This window comes from Shimia sediminis, assembly GCF_003990645.1.
Taxonomy (GTDB): domain Bacteria; phylum Pseudomonadota; class Alphaproteobacteria; order Rhodobacterales; family Rhodobacteraceae; genus Shimia; species Shimia sediminis.
Genome location: NZ_RYZK01000013.1, coordinates 1 through 19586 on the forward strand (window position 1 = coordinate 1; position 19586 = coordinate 19586).

Annotated in this window: 17 protein-coding genes; 6 read left to right on the forward strand and 11 right to left on the reverse strand. The window is 60.5% G+C overall.

The window, feature by feature from the left end; all coding sequences use genetic code 11:
- Positions 1-275 precede the first annotated feature (275 nt).
- Entirely contained in the window at positions 276-3347 is a 3072-nt protein-coding gene (locus tag EK369_RS19125) for an ABC transporter transmembrane domain-containing protein (protein WP_306461224.1), read from the reverse strand.
- A 175-nt stretch (positions 3348-3522) separates the two neighbouring features.
- Between EK369_RS19125 and EK369_RS19130 the strand changes: the two genes are divergently transcribed.
- Positions 3523-3909, forward strand: a complete 387-nt coding sequence (locus EK369_RS19130; protein ID WP_127115880.1) for a DUF3307 domain-containing protein — start codon at positions 3523-3525, stop codon at positions 3907-3909.
- Here the strand turns inward: EK369_RS19130 and EK369_RS19135 are convergent.
- The 4 genes from EK369_RS19135 to EK369_RS19150 form a co-directional block, all read right to left on the reverse strand.
- Positions 3897-4715 (reverse strand): MaoC family dehydratase, encoded by an 819-nt coding sequence (locus EK369_RS19135; protein ID WP_127115881.1) that lies wholly within the window; start codon positions 4713-4715, stop codon positions 3897-3899. The two genes, EK369_RS19130 and EK369_RS19135, sit on opposite strands and share 13 nt — an antisense overlap.
- Positions 4708-5919, reverse strand: a complete 1212-nt coding sequence (locus tag EK369_RS19140; protein WP_206198125.1) for a beta-ketoacyl-[acyl-carrier-protein] synthase family protein — start codon at positions 5917-5919, stop codon at positions 4708-4710. Before EK369_RS19140 ends, EK369_RS19135 begins: the two co-directional genes overlap by 8 nt.
- Positions 5916-6188, reverse strand: a complete 273-nt coding sequence (locus tag EK369_RS19145) for a phosphopantetheine-binding protein (protein WP_127115882.1) — start codon at positions 6186-6188, stop codon at positions 5916-5918. The genes EK369_RS19140 and EK369_RS19145 overlap by 4 nt, the downstream gene beginning before the upstream one ends.
- A 129-nt stretch (positions 6189-6317) precedes the next feature.
- A complete protein-coding gene (locus EK369_RS19150; protein WP_127115883.1) occupies positions 6318-6710 on the reverse strand; it encodes a rhodanese-like domain-containing protein in 393 nt (130 codons plus the stop codon).
- A 164-nt stretch (positions 6711-6874) separates the two neighbouring features.
- On the opposite strand from EK369_RS19150, the gene EK369_RS19155 reads away from it, so the two are divergent.
- Positions 6875-7294, forward strand: coding sequence for a type II toxin-antitoxin system Phd/YefM family antitoxin (locus tag EK369_RS19155; protein ID WP_127115884.1), 420 nt, complete (start codon positions 6875-6877; stop codon positions 7292-7294).
- Here the strand turns inward: EK369_RS19155 and EK369_RS19160 are convergent.
- From EK369_RS19160 to lepA, 3 genes are all read right to left on the reverse strand, one after another.
- Positions 7291-7809: a YkgJ family cysteine cluster protein gene (locus EK369_RS19160; protein WP_127115885.1), complete on the reverse strand. Its 519-nt coding sequence runs from the start codon at positions 7807-7809 to the stop codon at positions 7291-7293. The genes EK369_RS19155 and EK369_RS19160 overlap by 4 nt on opposite strands.
- A 928-nt stretch (positions 7810-8737) precedes the next feature.
- Positions 8738-9505 carry a LicD family protein gene (locus EK369_RS19165; protein ID WP_235871494.1) on the reverse strand — a complete coding sequence of 256 codons (768 nt, stop codon included), beginning with the start codon at positions 9503-9505 and terminating at the stop codon, positions 8738-8740.
- 406 nt (positions 9506-9911) lie between these two features.
- Positions 9912-11711, reverse strand: coding sequence for a translation elongation factor 4 (gene lepA, locus EK369_RS19170; protein ID WP_127115887.1), 1800 nt, complete (start codon positions 11709-11711; stop codon positions 9912-9914).
- A gap of 36 nt (positions 11712-11747) precedes the next feature.
- Between lepA and EK369_RS19175 the strand changes: the two genes are divergently transcribed.
- The 4 genes from EK369_RS19175 to EK369_RS19190 all read left to right on the forward strand — a co-directional run bounded on the left by EK369_RS19175 (position 11748) and on the right by EK369_RS19190 (position 15958).
- A complete protein-coding gene (locus tag EK369_RS19175) occupies positions 11748-13232 on the forward strand; it encodes a hypothetical protein (RefSeq protein WP_127115888.1) in 1485 nt (494 codons plus the stop codon).
- 355 nt (positions 13233-13587) lie between these two features.
- Positions 13588-15246 (forward strand): adenylate/guanylate cyclase domain-containing protein, encoded by a 1659-nt coding sequence (locus EK369_RS19180; protein ID WP_127115889.1) that lies wholly within the window; start codon positions 13588-13590, stop codon positions 15244-15246.
- A complete protein-coding gene (locus EK369_RS19185) occupies positions 15243-15659 on the forward strand; it encodes a DUF2141 domain-containing protein (protein WP_127115890.1) in 417 nt (138 codons plus the stop codon). Before EK369_RS19180 ends, EK369_RS19185 begins: the two co-directional genes overlap by 4 nt.
- Before the next feature lie 107 nt (positions 15660-15766).
- Positions 15767-15958 (forward strand): hypothetical protein, encoded by a 192-nt coding sequence (locus tag EK369_RS19190; RefSeq protein ID WP_206198126.1) that lies wholly within the window; start codon positions 15767-15769, stop codon positions 15956-15958.
- A 338-nt stretch (positions 15959-16296) separates the two neighbouring features.
- Here the strand turns inward: EK369_RS19190 and arsJ are convergent, their stop codons facing one another.
- The 3 genes from arsJ to EK369_RS19205 are packed head-to-tail and all read right to left on the reverse strand — an operon-like array spanning position 16297 to position 19580.
- The gene (gene arsJ / locus EK369_RS19195) at positions 16297-17532 is read right to left on the reverse strand and encodes an organoarsenical effux MFS transporter ArsJ (protein ID WP_438672168.1); all 1236 of its coding nucleotides are present in this window, start codon (positions 17530-17532) and stop codon (positions 16297-16299) included.
- A 12-nt stretch (positions 17533-17544) separates the two neighbouring features.
- The gene (locus tag EK369_RS19200; RefSeq protein ID WP_127115893.1) at positions 17545-18546 is read right to left on the reverse strand and encodes a DUF1036 domain-containing protein; all 1002 of its coding nucleotides are present in this window, start codon (positions 18544-18546) and stop codon (positions 17545-17547) included.
- 23 nt (positions 18547-18569) lie between these two features.
- Positions 18570-19580 (reverse strand): ArsJ-associated glyceraldehyde-3-phosphate dehydrogenase, encoded by a 1011-nt coding sequence (locus EK369_RS19205; protein ID WP_127115894.1) that lies wholly within the window; start codon positions 19578-19580, stop codon positions 18570-18572.
- Positions 19581-19586 lie beyond the last annotated feature (6 nt).

The window sequence follows — 19586 nt, forward strand, 5'->3', positions numbered from 1 at the left end:
GTTGTGCGCCTCAGCGCCGCCGGTGAAGGGGGTTCTAAGGTTTACCCAACATAGCCGCAAGTGCTTTTTTTCGAAAAAATCAAAAAATCTTCACAGAGGCGATTTTCCTTAGAAAAACTGCGATTCTTCGCCTGATTTTCGGGCGATACCCCCTGCCCCGATAGGAAAAACCCCGCCCCGAAACGCTGTTTTTGTGGAATCGGGGCCGATTCAGGCCCGTTTTGCCCCGAGTCGGGGCCACGACTCGGGCGATTCAGCGGCAATTGCTCCGCGAGTCAGGCGTCTTCCGAGTCGTTTTGCTTTTGCGCCTGCACACCGACGTAGCCCGCCAGCACCTGCATGATCTTAAAGGCGGTGCCCGCATCGTTTTCGACCACGGCCAGGAACTCTTCTTCGCCCAGCCGCAGCGCACGCAAATCCGAGCGCACATACATGTCGAGCGACCGCGGCACCTTGCGGATCAGGGCCAGTTCGCCAACCAGCGTACCGGGGCCGGACACGGCCAGCACGGTATGGTCCTTGGGGTCATCGGCCGGCAGCGCCATCTCGGCCTCGCCTTCGAGGATAAGATAGGCGCCATCGGTGCCCGCGTCCCCCTGTCGGAAGACATAAGACCCGGCGGGCGCTTCGAACCATTGGGCACCAAAGGCCAGCAGGCGCAGCTGTTTCCGATCCAGTCCCGAGAACAGGTCCGTCGACACAAGCGCGCGCATCTTCTGACGCAGGTCGGCGCTGGCGGCGTTGTCCTGCGTGCCCTCGCCCTCTTCGCCGCTGTCCTTGATGCGGCCATGCTCGATCTCGATCAGCGTGTCGAACTCTTCCGGTTGCTTGAGGTTGTCCTCGAGGAAGATCAGCACCGCGTCGGGCAGAAGCTCGCGCAGGTTTCGAATGATGCGGCGGTTTTCGTCGCTGTTGTCGCTTCCGAGATAGCCATCCAGGATCAGCACGTCGGGGCGTTTCATCGCCGCGCGGCTGATTGAGAGCGGCCCGGCAAAGGCCGACGGCATCCCCACACCGGCCAGCCCCGTGGGCACGGCAAACAGCAACTCGGCCACCTGTTGTTTCAGGTGCTCTTCTTGCAGCACCTGTTCGACCACCTCGTGCACGGCCTCGCCGCGTCCTGAGGCGTTGGATTGCGTGCCGTAGATCGCGTTCTCCAGCACGCTGAGACCGGGAGCATAGGTGTCTTCGCTCAGCGGTTTGTAGTGATCCGAGACCCAGCCTTCGATTTTGGTCCGCTGTTTGTGGCGCATGTCGAGGATCATGTTTTTCAGATCATCGGTAAAGGCCGGCCCGATCTGCTCGGCAGACACTTCGAAGGGCACCGTCAAGAGAGTGACCTTGTCGTCGCGGTCCAGCACATCAAGAGACTGTTCGCGCACTTTGACGGTCAGACCCACGAGGTCCTCGAAAATATCCGGGTTCAGACCAAGACGGCGGAACAGCGGGTGTTCAACACCATCAACGCCAAAGGTCTGGTTCAGCATTTCGACCACTTCGACCGAGAGCCGCAGCATTCCTTCGGTCAGCCCCAACTCGTCAAGCAGTTCAAGAAAGCTGCCCGCCGAGGTGTTGCGCAGATGCGAGGGGCCATGGCGCGAGGTCGCAAAGAACAGGTTGGCCGAAACCGGCAGCGCCGGGTTGTATTGCTCTGGATCAAAGCGGTAATAGCCGCCGCCCAGCCCTTCGGCATCAAGCGCGGCCTTGATCTTGGGGCGCAGTTCCACGATGCGGCGGGCGAGTTCGGGGTGGTTGTCAGGGTCCATGACCTGATCGAGGCCACGGCGGAACATGGCATTGCCCGACCCCAGCGCGTCCATCAGTTCGACCCACCAGTCGCGCAGGTCTTCTTCGCTGGCCACACCGGCAATGGCGGGATCAACCCAATCGGCGAGGAAGGAATCCTGGCTGTTGCCGCTGCGCAGGCTTTCATTTTCGCGCTGCGCCTCGCGAGAGATGCGATTTTCGGGGATCTCGTGGATATGCAGCGGCGCGTGACGCAGTGGCATCAGGAGGTTTTCGCCATAGGTGCCCTCAAAGACATAAGGCGTGACCTCGGCGTAGCCGATGCGCGCGGCGATCACCATCTGGTGCAGTTCATTGAGATCCCGCCCCCCCATCACCACCTTGCCCGCAGCAGGCAGCACCTCGCGGGTCAGAAGTTCGGCCAGGGCGCGGCGTTCCTCGGTATCTGCGGCGGAAATCCCAACGAGGGCATTGTTGGCAATGGTGACGTTGATGTCCTCGAGCACCGAGTCGCCGTTATGGTCGGTGACGGTCACCTGGCGCAGCTCGATGTCGCCATCAAGATGACCGATCGATTCCGGGGTTCCGTTGAACAGGTCTTCTTCCACCATGCCCTGGGGGTCAAACCGTTCCAGGATCAGATGCCAGCGCAGGGACATGTCCTGCATGCGGTTGTAGTAGTTCAGCAGTTCTTTCCAAGGAGAGGACAGGTCCTTGTAGGCGGCCAGCGCGGCCACCAGTGCCCCCAGCGAGACCTGGCCACGGATCACCAGAAGGCCACCGACCGAGTAGAAAAAGAACGGCGTCAGCTGGCCGATGAAGTTGTTGAGGAACTTCATGAAGAACTTTTTCTTATAGATGGTCAGGCGGATATCAAACAGCGTGCCCAACCGGCGGGTGATCTTGGCCAGGCGATAGCGCCAGCCGGCGTTGACGCGCAGCGTGGCCGCCCCGGTGGCGGTCTCACCAATTTCACCGGCCAGTTCGCGCACCTGTTTGATGCGGTCCTTGTTGTGCAGGTTGATCTGGCGCTGCAGCTTGGGGATGATCCAGGCCTGAAAGGGGATCAGCGCACAGGCGGCAAGGCCAAACCAGACGCTTTGTGCAAAGAGAAAGAACAGGATGGTGGCCATCTGCCCCGCCTGCAGCACCGGCAGGCTGATGGCGTCGCCCATGACGCCGCCCATGGGTTCGGCCTCGGAAGTAATCATCGAGACCATTTCCCCCTGCGACGTACGGCGCAGATAGGGCTGTGGAAACCGCATGATGCGCCCGATCAGCGTATAGCGATAGCGGCGCAACATGCGTTCGGACAGGATGCCCTTCATCGTGTTGATGCGCATCTTGGTCAGGCCATGGGCCACCACCGACATCAGAAAGGCGCCGCAGAGCACCATCAGGTAGGTCACCTGATCCAGTTCGATGTCGAACCAGTCGAGGTAAACATAGGCCTGATCCGCCGAGATCGCGTCATTGATAATGCGCTTGGGCAGTTCCAGCGTCAGGTACAGGAGTGGAAACAGGCTGGTGGTAATGAGCAGCAGGATGAGCTGATCCCGTTTGGAATACTTCCAGATGAAGCTGAAAAGTGAGCGTTCTATGGGACCGTTCCTGTTCTTCTTTTTTGCCCCGAAACCGAGGCGTCACCGCGTCTTTGCGATGCTAACAACCAATTGACGTTGGGATCAAGCACCACAAATGGGTGCAATCGCATTTGCCAGACGTGAAATCGAGAGCTAAGGTTTCATATAAGGATTGTTATGAGGCCAGGGGTGTATGGATCTGACAGTTAAGATTTTGGTGCTGGTTGGACTGTTGCAGGTCAAACACCTGCTGGCGGATTTCTATTTCCAGACACTGTGGATGCTGACCGGACGGGACCAGTACCTGCACCTGGGCCGGACGGCACATGCCGGGTTGCATTCGATCCTGTCGGTGATTGTCTTTGCCCTGTTCGGCACGCCAGCGACCTGGCTGTTGATCCTGTTTGTTCTCGAATTCGTCATCCACTTTCACGTCGACTTTTGGAAGGCGCGGGAAAACGTGGTCAAGGAACTGACCCCCACGGACGCCAAGTTCTGGCGGGCCATGGGGTTGGATCAGTGCATTCACCACCTGACCAACCTGTTCATGGTCTGGCTTTGGGTGGCCTACGTCGCCTGATCGGGCGGCGCCATCTCAAGATCGGCAATCGCGGCGATGATCCTGTCGGCGCGCAGGACAAAGACCCGCACGGTCTTGGCACGCCCGCCATCATCCATGGCGCGGGTCAGGACCCCATACTCCAGCACCTCTCCGATGGCGACCGGGGCCATGAAGCGCAGTTTCATCTGACGCAGCACGACCGTCGGCAGGGTTGCGGTCAAAACCGGCTCGATCACCCCGGCGACAAACATGCCCGGCACCACCGCCCCCGGCAGCCCGACGGCCCGGGCCGCGGCATCGCTGACGTGGATCGGATTGGGATCGCGCGCCAGGCTGAGGTAGGCCGCAACCGCCGCGCGGTCAAAGGGCTGTGACTGTCGCCATATGACGTCGCCCTTGTCCATATGCGGCGGAAACTGGCTGCCTTTGAAGCGGGCCATTTCCTCTGGCGTCACCGAGCGCAGGCGGGTCTGCATCTGGCCACGCGGGGTCTGATCCCCGTCGATCAGGGCAAAGTCGAAAACGCGCGCCATCCCCTTTTCGTTCAAGGCGGCCTGAATGGTCAGAGGGGTTTCGGGGGAAAGACCCGTAACCCGTTGAAAATTTTGGCTTTCATGCACCATTCCCATGCCATGGGACGGTGTCATGAGGGCGGCGTATTCGGCAAGAGCGGGATGTCCCAGCAACAGCGCGGGCGCAATCGCGGGGGGCAGTTGCCCGAGGGACCCCGTGTCAGCCATCCCCACAAGGCAGGTCGCCAAGGCGGCGGTTTCCGCGGCGGGCAACCCGGTCGGGATGGACACCGTGCCGGGAAGGTCAGCCATCAAAGCGGGCAAAGATCAGCGAGGCATTGATCCCGCCAAAGGCCAGCGAGTTCGACATCACCGCCCCGGTGTCAATCGGGCGCGCGGTGTTGGCAACGGGGTCCAGGTTCACCTTGGGGTCGACCTCGTTGAAATTGATCGTGGGCGGTGCCATCTGGTGGCGCAGGGCTTTGATCGTCACCACCGCCTCGATCGCGCCAGCAGCCCCAAGGGCATGGCCGTGGATGGGCTTGGTCGACGAAACTTCGACGCCGTCCAGAGTATCGCCAAACACAGCGCGCAGGGCGCCAACCTCGGTCACGTCGTTGGCGACGGTGCCGGTGCCGTGGGCGTTGACATAGCCAACCGCCGATGGGTCAAGCCCGGCGTCTTGCAGTGCCAGGGTCATACAGGCCGAGGCGCGCTGCGGGTCGGGGCGCAACAGATCGCCGGCATCCGAGTTGGTGCCATAGCCAACCACCTCGCACAGGATTTCGGCGCCGCGGGCCCGGGCACTTTCCAGCGTCTCCATCACAAGGATCCCGGCCCCCTCGCCCAGGGTCATGCCGTTGCGATCCTTGGAAAAGGGGCGGTTCTTGTCCGCGGTCATCACCCGCAGCAGCTCCCAGACGCGGAAAACCCCGCCCACCAGACAGGCCTCGGAGCCGCCCGCGAGACAGCGCTGCATCGCGCCGGATTTCAGCATTTGATAAGCCAAACCAATGGCTTGGCTGCCTGACGAACAGGCGGTCGAGGGCGTATAGATCGGCCCCGTGGCGCCGAATTCCATCGACACCCAAGAGGCCGAAGCGTTCATCATGATCTTGGGCACGGCCATGGGATCAAGGCGCATCTTGCGGTCAACGGCAAAGGTGAAATAGTTGTCGTCCAGGGTCTTGGCACCGCCAAAACCAGACCCCACAACCACCCCGCAGGCATCGCCAAAATCACCCTCACCCAAACCGGCCTGGGCCACCGCCTGTTCTGCCGCGGTGACCGCGTAGACCGCAACCGGGTCACGCATGCGGTGCTTCAGCGCTTCGGAAAGGTCGCTAAGTGTTTGATCTGAAAGGGATGCGGCGGTTCCGACGCGTTGGTTTTCGATAGCCGGAAAATCCACCGGGCGCACGCCCGAGTCGCCGTTGACAGCGCCGGACCACAGCGCCGGGACGCCCAGCCCACAGGCCGAGACGGCGCCCATGCCTGTCACGACGACACGATTCACGCTTGGGCTTCTTTCTGGTGCTCTTCGATTTTGGTCTGCGCCAGCGTCAGCAAATCCTGCACGGTTTCGACATCCGTCAGCTCGTTATCGACCGAGATATAGACCCCGTACTCTTCCTCTAAGGCCATGAGAATCATAACAAAATCCGCCGATTGGATGTCCAGATCCTCGAGCCTGCTTTCGGGCTTGATCTCGGAGAGATCGACCATGCCCTCGCGCGCCACAAGCTCAAGCAGTTCCTGGGATAGATCGGTTTTTTCGCTCGCCATACTGTCCTCGTCAAAAGATGCAACGTGCCGCTGCGCGGTTTGTTTTCCCAAGTCTAAAAGGCATCGCCGAAAGATGCCAGTGCCAACCTCTGCAAAGCAGAGTAACCCCGTGGGATCGTTGGCTTTATCCTACATGCCGGGATCAACAGGCTCGGACGATGGGCCGCCAGCCTCTTTCCAGTCCTTGAACCCGCCAAGGTTATAGACCTCGGCATATCCCATATCTTTCAACAGCTTACCGGCCAGCGCCGCGCGCCCTCCGCTGGCGCAATGCAGGATCACCGGGCGATCGAACTGCAATTCGGCGTCGTGAAACGGGGTTGCCGGATCGGCACGGAATTCCAGCATGCCACGCGGCACATGGTGGCTGCCGTTGGCGCGCCCGTGCAGTTCCAGTTCGGGGGCATCACGGATGTCGAGCAGCAACGCGCCCTCGGCCATCTTGGCCATGGCATCTTTGGTCGAGATTTTTGGGACGACGGCTTGGGCAGCTTCCAAAAGCTGGGCGGCGGTGACGGGCATCGGGGTCTCCTGTTGCGTTGGTTTTGACGCAGGTTAGGCGGCGTATGTCCGGATGAAAAGAGGCTTTGGCAAATGAGGGGCCGCACGGTGCAAAAGGGGCGATTTAACCATGTTGTACAACATTTTTTCCACCGTTTAACCAAGTTGTACAACATGGAGATTTCATGAAACTGACGATTCACCAGGCCAGATCCTGCCTCGGCAGGTTGTGCACCCAGGTCCAGGACCCGCGCGAGATTGTTGTCCTGACACGCTATCAACATCCGGTCGCCGCGCTGGTCTCGGTCGCCGAGTTGCGGCGGCTTTTGAACCTGCAGGAGACCGAGGAGTTGGGGCCGCGCCATCCCTTGAGCGGGCGGCGCGGCGGATCGCAGCTGCCGGGCTTTGTGCCGGGGGTGGATGGCACCCCGGTGACCCCGGCCGAAGCGGCGCAGCAGATGCAGGAGATCCAGATGACCCGCAAGGCCGAGCGCGAGGTGCTGGCCGCGGGCGGGTTGGCGCCGGTGGAAGGCGGAGAGTTGCAGGTCCGCCAGAGATGGTTGCGGCCAGTCGGATGGCTGGCCCGGATGTGGCGCGACCGCTAGGTGCCGCCCCTGAATTTGGAGAGCAGATGCTTGCGCACCAGACGGTCATACCGGTCGCGCTGAATGAGCGCGCGCGAGGCGGCAAATTCGTTGACTTGGTCAGCGGCGTCCTTGCGCATGGCCTTCAGACGCCGGAACACCTGTCCGATACGGGGGGCAGCGTCCTCTTGTGCCGGCTGACCCATGGCCTGTGCCGCCAGAGTCAGGGCGCTTGTCTGCGCGGTCTTGATCTCGGCAATGATCTGCACCGCCGTGTCCTCGGCGATCTCATCCGCCTCGACCCGTTTGGAAAGCTTGCAGTGGAACGTGCGACAGGTTCTGGGGCGGAGATCATAGACGGTGCATCCCCCATCCGCCGCAAGACAGGAACACGGTTGGCGCATGCGCAGATTGCCGTCGCGCAGGAAGATATCGACGTCATCGGGCAACAGCGCCTGTTCGGCTTCGCTCACCGGGACGCGGGAGAACAATGAACCGTTGCAGCAGAGGTTACAGGTCACGCACAAGTTGGACATGCCAGGCACCCTAGCGCGAGAGGCCGGGTTTGACAGGGAAAATGCGGGAGGCCGGCCCGGTTTTTGGTCACAGATGTTGTGGTGAATACACAACAGGCCACAGAATCCGGCGTGCGGGCCAATATTTAGTTGATATGATCATGACCCGCCGCTAGCACCGAGATCACAGGTGCATAGACGCGGTATGCAAGACTGACGTACGGGGCTGATCTGCGGGTAGGCAGGTCGGCCCCGACTCATTTCTTTGGCAGGCTCGGTCTGGCAGGCTGGGTCTGGCAGGCAGGTGGCGGGCGCAAAAGAAAGAGGCCCGCAAAACGGGCCGTGAGTGGTTCACCATCAGGATATGGAAGAAGACGTCAGGTGCGCAGACGCGGTCTTTGCAATGTGACACCTGAGGCGAGCCCCGGGCCACGATCCTGACGTCTTCCATGAACAGCTGCCTCAGATGACACAACCGTCCGGTTTGCCGCGACCCTTGCGGGCCGTTGCTGCGGGATCCGTTGCTGTCGCCGACCGAAGTCTGCCACCGCAGCGTTCCCCCCTAACCGACCTGTGGCAGGGCCCCTTGCAGGGCTTGTCTATGGTCGGTCCACGCGAGGGCTTTTACACTGCCTTCCCTGCTAACCCGTTGAAGGTCTTAGCAATTTCGGCCAGCGTCCCGGTTCCGTCAATGCGCGGACAGTTCGGTGTAACCTATCCCGTCCCCGCTCAGGTCCCAGAAGACCTTTCGCGTCCCGCGCCGGGTTCGGGTAGAACCCCTTGCGTTGAACTCAGGTTGGTCCCAGAGAGGGCATTCTGGCAAGGAAAAAATCCCGAAATTTCGACATTTCTTGTGGGTAAGTTATTGGGATCGCATGGGGATTTCCTGTGGATAACTTTGGAAACTGATGCGGGCAGAAGGGGTTGCAGGCCGTGCTGCTGTGCGGCGTCAGAGCGGGCGGGTTTTGGCGGTCACCGGGCGCACCGAGGCCATGGCGCGGGCGACTCGGGCCAATTCCGGCACTGTCCAGGGCTGGGTCCGGTAGTCTCCACCGTTCAGGCAGCGCTGGCCCTCTTCGAGGTTGAAGGCGCAGGAAAGCAGATCGCGCAGCCGCCCGGTGCACTGAAACAACGCCTGGTGGCTGAAGTGGTGGTGCCAATGGGCGGTGGGCTGGCGCCAGTCGGGACCGTAGCAGGCAACGAGGTCACGTTCGGGATGCTGCGGGACCGACAGGGTGAGGCCATCAAAGTCGCGCCGGGTGACGCCGGAAAACGGCACGCGGTAGGTCAACACGCAGCGCGGGTACTTGGCCATGTGATAGATGCAATGCTCTGGCAGGATGTCGATCCCGAGCATGTCCAGAGCGATGCCATCCTTGTGCAGCGACATATTGGTCGGCTGCCCGTTGGTCCAGTGGCGGTGGGTCAGCGCAAAGCCTGCCTGCTGAAAGGCGGCGATCAGCCTATCCGTCAGGCATTTTCGGTCAAAACGGATGTCGATGTCATTGTCACCGTTGATAAAACTGCCTTGGCGGACAAACCCCAAAAGCGTGCCGTCCGCGATGCAATGCACCACGTTGAGACGGTCGAACACCGCAGTCATCTCGGCCAGCACGGCGCGGGCGGTTTTGGCCCGTGTGCCGGGATAGACGAGGCCCAGCTGATGCATCGGCACGGGCCAATGGCTTTTGCGGATGATGCCGTTATCAAGAACCATCCGCACCCGGTGGGGGCGTCTGATGGGCGATGAATTGGCAAAATCGAACATAGCGGGGTGGCGGGTTTTATCTGAAAAGATGCAATTCTCAGGTATCTTTTGGCGTGAAATCTCATGCACTCTAGGCCGGGACAACGACTCGGGCAATGGCGCGGGGTGCGGCTCTTTCGCTCTGGAAGAGCGGGGTTGGGACGTTGCGGGCAGAGGCAATGCGTCGCGCGTGACAGGCCGGGCTATGGGTGGCACACACCCGGATCACCCTGTGATCCGGATCGCGCCCGACCCCGCCCCCAGGGCGGGCGCGGTCCTCGCGAAGGGGGCAAAAAAAGCCGCCCGAGTGGGGCGGCTTTGGGATTTGCTCGGGGCGTACCGGGCTGAAGCCCGGTCTACGGGTTGGTCGATGGGGTCAGCTGTCCATCTTCAACGCCGAGATAAACGCCTCTTGCGGGATGTCCACCTTGCCGAACTGGCGCATCTTTTTCTTACCGGCTTTCTGCTTGTCCAGCAGTTTCCGTTTCCGCGTGGCGTCGCCGCCATAGCATTTGGCGGTCACGTCTTTGCGTAGGGCGCTGAGGGTTTCGCGGGCGATGACCTTGCCGCCGATGGCCGCCTGGATCGGGATTTTGAACATGTGGCGCGGGATCAGGTCTTTGAGCTTTTCGCACATCGCCCGGCCGCGCATTTCGGCGCGGTCGCGGTGTACCATCATCGAGAGCGCGTCGACGGGTTCATCGTTCACCAGCACGGACATCTTGACGAGGTTATCCTCGCGGTAGTCTTCCATCTGGTAGTCAAAGGACGCGTAACCTTTTGTTACCGATTTCAGGCGATCATAGAAGTCGAACACAACTTCGTTGAGCGGGAGGTCATACACCACCATCGCGCGGCTGCCGGCATAGGTCAGGTCCATCTGGATGCCGCGGCGGTCCTGGCAGAGTTTCAGCACGTCGCCGAGGTAGTCGTCGGGCACAAGGATGGTCGCCTTGATGCGCGGTTCAGAGATATAGTCGACCTTGGACATGTCGGGCATGTCGGCGGGGTTGTGCAGGTCGATCTTTTCACCGTCTTTCATGTAGACGTGATAGATCACGCTGGGCGCCGTGGTGATGAGTTCGATGTTATACTCACGCTCGATGCGGTCGCGGATCACCTCGAGGTGCAGGAGACCCAGGAAGCCGCAGCGGAAGCCAAAGCCAAGTGCGGCAGAGGTTTCCATTTCGAAGGAGAAGCTGGCGTCATTGAGGGCGAGTTTGTCGATGGCCTCGCGCAGGTCTTCGAATTCGGCCGAGTCCACGGGGAAGAGGCCACAGAAGACCACCGGTTGCGCGGGCTTAAAGCCGGGCAGCGCCACCTCGGTGCCGTTGCGGTCATTGGTGATGGTGTCGCCGACGCGGGTATCCCGCACCTGTTTGATCGAGGCGGTGAGAAAGCCGATCTCGCCCGGGACAAGCTGGTCGATCATCTGCATTTCCGGGCGGAAGACGCCGACGCGGTCGACGCTGTGCAGCGTGCCGTTCGACATGAACTTGACCCGCTGGCCCTTTTTCAGGGTGCCGTCCATGATGCGGACAAGCACGATCACGCCGAGGTAGGCGTCGTACCAGGAATCCACGAGCATCGCCTTGAGCGGCGCGTCTATGTTGCCTTTTGGCGCGGGCAGGTGTTTGACGATGGCTTCCAGCGTCTCATGGATGCCCTGCCCGGTCTTGGCCGAAACCTGAATGGCGCCGGTGGCGTCGATGCCGATAACGTCCTCGATCTGTTCGGCCACGCGGTCACAGTCAGAGGCGGGCAGGTCGATCTTGTTCAGGACCGGCACGATCTCGTGGTCGGCGTCGATGGCCTGATAGACGTTCGCCAGCGTCTGCGCCTCGACCCCTTGGGTGCTATCGACAACCAGAAGCGAGCCTTCGACCGCACGCATGGAGCGGGAGACCTCATAGGCGAAATCGACGTGACCGGGGGTGTCGATGAGGTTCAGCACATAGGTGTCGCCGTCGTCCGCCGTGTAGTCGATGCGGACGGTGTTGGCCTTGATCGTGATGCCGCGCTCGCGCTCGATATCCATGCTATCGAGCAGCTGTTCCTTCATGTCACGATCCTTGACCGTGCCCGTCTCTTGGATGAGGCGGTCAGCAAGGGTGGATTTCCCGTGGTCGATATGTGCGACGATGGAGAAATTGCGGATTTTATTCAGGTCGGTCATGGTTGCGGGATATGGAGTGGAAATTGGTAATCGTCAATGGTTTCAGCAAAGCTGAGCGAACTAGATAGCTCAAAGAGTTTCGAACAGGCTGTTAATCGGCTAGGTTGGTTCAATACATATGCCAGACAAGTATTGCTGTGCCGATATATGTTGCGACAGTTGTCTTCTCTGAATCCTGACGACGACTGGATGGGGCCCAATCACGAAAGCCAAATGCTACTTGCACTTAGGTTGGCTATAACTGTTCTGTCTGGCGTCAATAGAACGAAACGAATTTACAGTGCTCCGTACACACCTAGCAACCGACCCGAAACACACTACTTGAAGTTTTACCGCTCTGATCCGATTTTTGAATTATCGTTTGCTAGCGGAGCGCCAGAGTTCGCATTTCATGATGGCGCAGGCTCTGGCCTTGGCTTTGACCACGGCGATACGGATGTTTTTGAGGATAGATTGTTTTCCCACGAAGTTTTAGAGGTGGGTAAAGGAGTTTCTCTCTCTAACAAGGAGATTGCGGATCAACGTTCAATTGCTCTGAGCAAAATGCCTTTATGGAGAGATTTTCAATCTTCCGAAATGTCTGCCAACATAGAAACACTTGAGCTGTATGAACGAGAAAGCCCGAGAGTTTGGCGGTTTTGGTTGGAATGGTACACCAGTCTAGTCAACGGCGTTCGCATGGATCGCGACATTCTGAATAGGGTGGCTCTGATCCCTGACGAAGACTGGGACCAAGGCCCAAAGCACATCGCCCAGTGCATCGAAGACATTCGCGCCAATTATCTGGCTGAGAAAACACCTGTCGCAGAAACCGTTGAATTTGATGACGATAAAGGCAAGTTTCACGCGACTCCTCTCCTCTTTGAGAAACCTGACCTAATCGGTGCCACCCTCTCTCAGGTGCAGGACGCAATTGAAGATGTGCTTGCGACCCCAGCAAATGGCCTTCATGACAACAGCCTTGAAATCCGCAAGCTTCGCAGGACGTTCGAGCGCTACGGGAACGACCCACAGCAAATCGAGATGGGGTTTGTCAGTGTTCAAAAGGGGCTGACACGGCAGTTGCTAAGTGATGAGCTGCCCGCAAGCGAGGAAAACCTTGCTCTGAGGGACGCTCTGGAAGAAGGCGCGCGGGCTATTCGGGCGACGCATCCGGTGGTTGCGGAAAACAGAAAAATTCTGAACGAACAGGCCATTCGAGAATTGCCGGAGGGGGCGAAAGAACAACTTGAAGAAGCGCTTCCAATCTTGGTGGCAATTTCTGATGAAAATCTTGCCGATGACTGGCAGTACGACATCCCACAGCTCATCAACGATGCCACGACGCCTTTGCCAAGTGGGGCATCACCGCTGCCAGGTGCGGATGAGACAACACGGATTTTCAGTCGGGCTGCGAAAATGAGCCTCTTGATGAAGTCTGCCAAAATTGTCCATGCGATTGACAACGGGGCCGCTTACAAGGCCACTGCGATTGCGTTGTTGTTGAAAGAACTGGTGACTTTAGGGTTGAAGCTTTTGTAGCGCGAATTGACGCCTAGGAAGTATTGGCGGGCTGAAGCCCGTCCTACGGATTGGTCTTTCACCCCGGATCGCAATGCGATCCGGTTCGCGCCCGACCCCGCCCCCCAGGGCGGGCGCGAATTTCGGAACTTGGCTACAATTCGCGTCCCGGGTGAGTGGGGCGATGGTATCGTGCGGCTGCATGGCCCACCCTCGGTGCCGGGCGCGAACGGTTTGATCCTGGGCAAGTGCGCGCGGTGTGATGGCGCTGGATCGGGCCCTTGTCAGGATTTCTTTCCCCTGCCCTCTTGAACCTGCGTTAGGGGATTGCGAGATTCTGGACTAGGCTTGACTGCATAGCGCGACTGGATTTGAGATGAACCGCCGATTGACCATTCTGATGTGTGCCGACCTTGTGGGGTATTCTGCGCTGATGGGGCAGGACGAGGCGCTGGCGGTGCGCTCGGTCCGGGAATTGAAGAAGAAACTTTTGGAGCCGGTGGCCGCGAACCATGGCGGTGAGGTGCTCAAGCGCATGGGCGACGGGTGGATTCTGTCCTTTCCCGGCGTGGAAGCCGCGCTGAACTGTGCCGAAGAGGTGCAGACGGGGCTGGCGGATCATGACGTGATCAAGCTGCGCATCGGCTGTCATATTGGTGAGATTGTCGAGGACGAGGATGATTTCTACGGCAATGGCGTCAATATCGCGCAACGGATCGAGACCGAGGCGCCTCCGGGTGGGTTGATGTTCTCGGAAGACCTGTTTCGGCAGCTGTCAGAGACGCGGCAGGACGAGTTGAGCGATGCGGGCGTGTTCAAGCTGAAGAATATCGCAACCCCGATGCGGCTGTATCAGTGGCGCCCGGCGAACCTGACGACGGCGCCGGACGCAGGCGCCCTGCCCTCGATCGGGTTCGAGGCCTTTGGCTTTGCGCCAAGTGATGCAGAGACCGAGGCGCTGGCGATGGACCTGCACGAGGGCATCGTGAAGGATTCGCTGAAACGCACCGGGGTTACCACGATTGACGTGAGCGATGATCCGGTGACGCCGACGGTGTTTCTGGTGCGGGGGCGGATGCGGGTGGCGCGGGATCGCGGGCGGTTCACCCTGACGCTGCTGTTGCGCGAGGACATGAGCACGCTTTGGTCGGGCACCTATGAGGGTGATGCCAGTGATCCTTTCGGGTTCTGCGATGACGTGGTGGCCCGCGCCGAGGCCGACATTCGCATTCAGACCATTCAGCATGACGGTGACCGGCTGTCGCATCTGAGCGATGATCGCCTGAGCGTTTCGGAACTGCGGGCGCGGGCGGCGCATTTGTTTTTCAAGCAGACGCTAAGCGATTGGGAAAAGGGGCTTGCCGCGCTGGATCGTGCGGTGGCGCTGTCGCCGGATGACGGCATGGCGCTGGCAATGCGGGCGCAGCAGCGGGTCAACTGGTGCGCCGCGCGGCATCAGGCGGTGTCGGATGAGATGGTGGAAGAGCTGGGCCGGGATCTGGACCACGCGGTGGAAGATCTGCCCGGGAGCGATTTTGTCTATTGGGCGCGCGGGGCGTTCAAACTGCAGTTTCTCGGTGATCTCGACGCGGCGCGGTTTGACCAGCAGCGCTGTCGCGAGGTCAATCCGAACTTTATCGGGGTGACCGAACTCGAAGCGCATATGGCGCTGCGCGAGGGGCGGTTTGACGACGCACTGGAGGCGTTTTCGGCCTATAAGGTGATTGGCTCGGATGATCCGTTCAAGGTGACGCGGCTCAGCCTGACGGCGCGCATTTATCTGTGTGCGGGCGATCACGCCGCGGCGTTGAAGGCGGCGACCGAGGCGGCCTATCTCGCGCCGCAGAACCGGGGCATCCAGCTGTTGAAGGCGCTGGTCTGTCGCGAAGCGGGGGACGAGGCCGGATTGGCGGCGGCCCGCAGGGCGGCGGGGGCGTTGGACAAGGGCATCTCGATCCACACACCGCGCGTGCCCTTGCCGGATGCCTATGACTGGATCAACGCGGCCGTGCACCCCGAGGCAGACCCTGTATGAGCCTGCGGGCATTGGCCATGGGCCTGGTGTTTCTGGTGCCGGGGCTGGCCATGGCCGAGGGCCTGTCGCTGAGCGTCGAGGGTCTGCGCAATGGCAAGGGCAAGATCGTGGCGATCGTCTTTGACGACGCCCGCGCCTATGATGCCTTTGATTACATGAATGCGGTGGATTACGCCGAGATTCCGGCGCGCAAGGGCCGGGTGACGCATCATTTCAAAGGCCTGACCAAGGGGCCTTATGCGGTCATCCTGTTCCACGATGAAAACAATGATGACGACCTGAACTATACCGCAACGGCGCTGTTAGAGGGGCTGGGGGCAAGCGGCGCGCCGGGGCCCGCGGATGAGCCGAGCTTTCAAGAGGCCTCGGTCTGGCCGGGGCCGGTGGCGGTGCGGGGGCATTACGACCAATGATGCGTCGATCGGCCCATGCGACGGGGCGGGCACGGTGCCCCAGGTCTCGGGGCAACGAGAGGGTGTAACATAGTCAAATGGGTTCGCTGCGGATTGGTTTTGATGCTGTGTGCAGGCGCGGCAGGGGCGCAGGCGCGTTTGGCGCGACCAGGTCGGATGATGTCTCGGGCGACACAATGGGGCGCGGCGCGTCCTATCTGATCGCCAAGCGCGACAGCGTTTCAGTGTTCGGCTCGTACATCGACAACAGTTTCGGCACGCGCGACGCGGTCGGGATCAGCTATTCCCGCGAGGTCTGACAGCACAGTGGCGGCCCCCTGCGCTAGGTGGGGGTGGCGGGGTGATCCCCGCCCCTCGTCAGCGTGTATTCAGGCAAAGAAGCTGATCAACGAAGAGTTGTATTGCCAGCCGAGGTACGAGATAATCCCCAAGCCTAAGCCGGGACGAACAACGCTGTGAAAACGATCTATGTAATCTTCGTCTTTTTGCTCGCCGGGTATCTCGCAGGCGCTGTTAAGGACAGCGTGGGGACCCATTTGCTTGAATGGTGGGCTGTGACTTATTGCGCCGTGCTCTTGGCCGGTGCGATTTTGGGCGACCTCTTACGCAAGAGCAGACCGAAAGAGTGACCGCTGCCCTACCCTTTCAGCCGTTGGGCCGCCAAGGTCGACAGCCCCGCCATCACCGCGGCGGTGAAGAGGCAGAGGGGGAGGCCTCCGGCCTGATAGGAGAGGCCCGAGAGCAGGGTTCCGAGCAGGCGGCCTGCGGCGTTGGACATGTAGTAGAAGCCGACGTCCATGGTGACCCGCTCGCCCGTGGTGAAGGCGAGGATCAGGTAGGAGTGCACCGAGGAGTTCACCGCAAAGACAAAGCCAAAGACCAAGAGGCCCGCGACGAGGATCGCGGTGAGGTTGGGCAGGTTTAGCCAGATCGCGAGGGACAGGGCCAGTGGGATCAGCGTGAGGATGGCGACCCATGTGACGGCCTTGTGCACAATCTGGGGCGTGGTGCTGGTTTTGGCCTTGAGCAATTGCGGCGCCAATCCCTGCACAATGCCATAGAGGATGATCCAAAGCGCCATGAAGCTGCCAATCAGGAAGAAGGCGGCGCGGTTGCTCTCTTCCGAGCCATCGGACAGGACAGCGTAGAAATAGATCGGGATGCCGACCACGAACCAGACGTCGCGCGCACCGAACAGGAACATGCGGGCCAGTGACAGGCGGTTGACGTTGGGGTCCTTGGAAAAGACCTGAGAGAACTTGGCGGATTTTTTGCCCTGCGGCAGACCCGTCGGCATGAAGGCGACGACGCCGATCAGGATCACGGCCAGCACCGCCGCCATGACCCAGACCGAGGTGGTAAAGCCCCAGAGCCCCAGCAGCACCGCCCCCAGAAGAAAGCCAAACCCTTTGACGGCGTTCTTGGAGCCGGTGAGGATAGCAACCCATTTGAACAGCGCGCCTTCGCCCGTTGGGGCCAGGATCTTGACGGTGGATTTGGCGGACATCTTAGCCAAGTCCTTGGCAATGCCCGAAAGCCCCTGCACGCACATCACGAAGATGACCGACCCGGTCAGGCCCCATGCCGGGTCAAGCTGGGCCAGGGCGATCAGGGCCACGATCTGGAGGCCAAGACCGGCGTAGAGCGTCGAGGTCAGGCCAAAGCGTGCCGCGAGCCAGCCTGCCGAGAGGTTGGTGACCACGCCCATGACCTCGTAAAGCAGGAACAGATAGGCCAGCTGCACCGGCGAAAAGCCCAGCGTGTGAAAGTGCAACAGCACCAGCATCCTGAGCGCGCCATCGGTGAGCATGAAGGCCCAGTAGGCGGCGGTCACCGTGGCATAGGCGGCGAGGCCGGTGGGCTTGGCAGTCATTGTCATGAGAGGTCAATGAACCTTTTCAAAGCGCAGAGTGTTCATCACGCCTGCGGGGGCCAGTTCGAGGGTGCGTCCGGCGTTCAGCACCACCATGCAGCGGTCTTCGGCCTGTGCGTTGTTGTACATGGTTTTGAGCGTGAAGGCGGGGCCGAAATCAGCGGTCGGGGGGCACTCATCTGCATAGAACATGGCTGACATGTCGGTGGGGGTGAGATCATAGAGTTCCTCAAACACGCCGCCATAGATCACCACCTGATAAGACGGGTCATCCAGTGAGCGCCACATGCCCTGCATAGCCGCGCGCAGGTCGGCGTAAGGGTCATCGCCATGGGTCTCATAAGACCGCACGGTGATGTCGGCGGTGTTGCCTTCGTAAGAGATCATATCGCCCGAGATGGTGATGGGCTGGTTGAGGCCCAGTTCGACCAGTTCCTCAATCATCCACGGCGGTGTGGGGTCTGCGGAATAGGCGATGTAGCGGAAACCCTCGGCGTGGACCTCGCAGGCCACTGTGACGTCATGGAAATCGCAGTGGCTGAGGATGCCGCTGATGGTGAAGGGTTCGCCGTGCGTGCCGGGTGGGGCGATCTCGTCGAGATGGCTTTGCGAGAGGGTTTCTGCCCCTTCCGCGGTCAGGTTAAGGGTAAAGCTCTTGGCCTCGCCGGTGTCGATCTGGCGAAACTCAGCGCGGTCATAGCCCTGCGCTTCGCAGTCCTCGTCACCAACGATGGTGAAGGCCGCTTTGGTGGTGCAGAAATAGTAATTTTCGCCGGGCCAGGCATAGACTGGCGAGGTCACACGGTAGTAGTAATAGCGGTTTTTCAGGTCCTCGCCCTCGACCACGGAGCAGTCATAAGGCGGGATGTTCCACCAACCCTCGGACGTCCAGTCACCCGAAGCCTTGTAGCCAAGGGCAAAGCTGACCTTGGTGTCGGTTTCATTACAGACCACAAGTTCGGCCTGCGCGGGCAGGCCAAACAGGGTGGCAATGACAAAAACGGTGCGGAACATGGGCGCTCCTTTTCAGGAAAATCTTACAGCGATGCCACCACCATACGCGTGACATCCGCCAGCCGCCAAGCGTAGCCCCATTCGTTGTCGTACCAAGCATAGACCTTGACGTGGCGCTTGTTGACCACGCGGGTCGACAGCGCGTCAACGATGCTGGAGCGGTCGTCGTTGGTGTAATCGGTCGAGACCAGAGGGCGGGTCTCGTAGCCCAGGATGCCGTCGAGCGGGCCGTTTGCGGCCTCTTCAAACAGCGCGTTGACCTCTTCGGCGGTGGTGTCACGGGAGACATCGAACACGATATCCGTCAGGGACGCATTCAGGAGCGGCACGCGCACGGCGTGGCCGTCGATGCGGCCCGCGAGTTCGGGGAAAATCTGGATGATCGCCTTGGCCGAGCCGGTGGTGGTGGGGATCAGGGAGTTCAGTGCAGACCGCGCGCGACGCGGGTCCTTGTGCACCTTGTCGACGATGACTTGCGTGTTGGTGACGTCGTGGATGGTGGTAAAGGACGCCTGTTCGATGCCGAGGTGGTCGTTGATGACCTGCACAACCGGCGCGATGCAGTTGGTGGTGCAGGAGGCCGCGGTGATGACCTTGTGGGTGGCGGCATCATAGATGTCGTGGTTCACGCCGTAGACGATATTGGCGGCATCGTCTTCTTTCACAGGTGCCGAGACCACAACCTTTTGCACGCCCGCGTCGAAATAGGGTTGCAGTTTGGCGTTGGTCTTGAAGGCGCCGGTGCAATCGACCACGAGGTCGACGCCAAGCTCTTGCAAGGGCAGGTCCGCGAGGTTGCGGGTGGTCGTGAACCGCATCTGGTGGCCGTCGATGGTGATGCTGTCTGCGTCGTGGGCAAAGTCGGCGCGCCAGCGGCCGTGCACGGTGTCGAACTCGAGAAGATGGGCGTGCAGCTCTGCGTCGCCTTCACCGTCGTTCAAGAGGACGATCTCGGCATCAAGCCCAAGGTCAAAGAAGCTGCGGATCACCAGCTTGCCCATGCGGCCAAGCCCGTTGATGGCGATTTTGGTCATAAGTGT

Excerpts from the sequence above, each read along its gene's own strand:
- EK369_RS19130 (WP_127115880.1), top strand. The coding sequence starts at position 3,523 with ATGGATCTGACAGTTAAGATTTTGGTGCTGGTTGGACTGTTGCAGGTC.
- EK369_RS19135 (WP_127115881.1), bottom strand. The coding sequence starts at position 4,715 with ATGGCTGACCTTCCCGGCACGGTGTCCATCCCGACCGGGTTGCCCGCC.
- EK369_RS19145 (WP_127115882.1), bottom strand. The coding sequence starts at position 6,188 with ATGGCGAGCGAAAAAACCGATCTATCCCAGGAACTGCTTGAGCTTGTG.
- EK369_RS19150 (WP_127115883.1), bottom strand. The coding sequence starts at position 6,710 with ATGCCCGTCACCGCCGCCCAGCTTTTGGAAGCTGCCCAAGCCGTCGTC.
- EK369_RS19155 (WP_127115884.1), top strand. The coding sequence starts at position 6,875 with ATGAAACTGACGATTCACCAGGCCAGATCCTGCCTCGGCAGGTTGTGC.
- EK369_RS19160 (WP_127115885.1), bottom strand. The coding sequence starts at position 7,809 with ATGTCCAACTTGTGCGTGACCTGTAACCTCTGCTGCAACGGTTCATTG.
- EK369_RS19165 (WP_235871494.1), bottom strand. The coding sequence starts at position 9,505 with ATGGTTCTTGATAACGGCATCATCCGCAAAAGCCATTGGCCCGTGCCG.
- lepA (WP_127115887.1), bottom strand. The coding sequence starts at position 11,711 with ATGACCGACCTGAATAAAATCCGCAATTTCTCCATCGTCGCACATATC.
- EK369_RS19175 (WP_127115888.1), top strand. The coding sequence starts at position 11,748 with ATGGTTTCAGCAAAGCTGAGCGAACTAGATAGCTCAAAGAGTTTCGAA.
- EK369_RS19180 (WP_127115889.1), top strand. The coding sequence starts at position 13,588 with ATGAACCGCCGATTGACCATTCTGATGTGTGCCGACCTTGTGGGGTAT.
- EK369_RS19185 (WP_127115890.1), top strand. The coding sequence starts at position 15,243 with ATGAGCCTGCGGGCATTGGCCATGGGCCTGGTGTTTCTGGTGCCGGGG.
- arsJ (WP_438672168.1), bottom strand. The coding sequence starts at position 17,532 with ATGACTGCCAAGCCCACCGGCCTCGCCGCCTATGCCACGGTGACCGCC.
- EK369_RS19200 (WP_127115893.1), bottom strand. The coding sequence starts at position 18,546 with ATGTTCCGCACCGTTTTTGTCATTGCCACCCTGTTTGGCCTGCCCGCG.
- EK369_RS19205 (WP_127115894.1), bottom strand. The coding sequence starts at position 19,580 with ATGACCAAAATCGCCATCAACGGGCTTGGCCGCATGGGCAAGCTGGTG.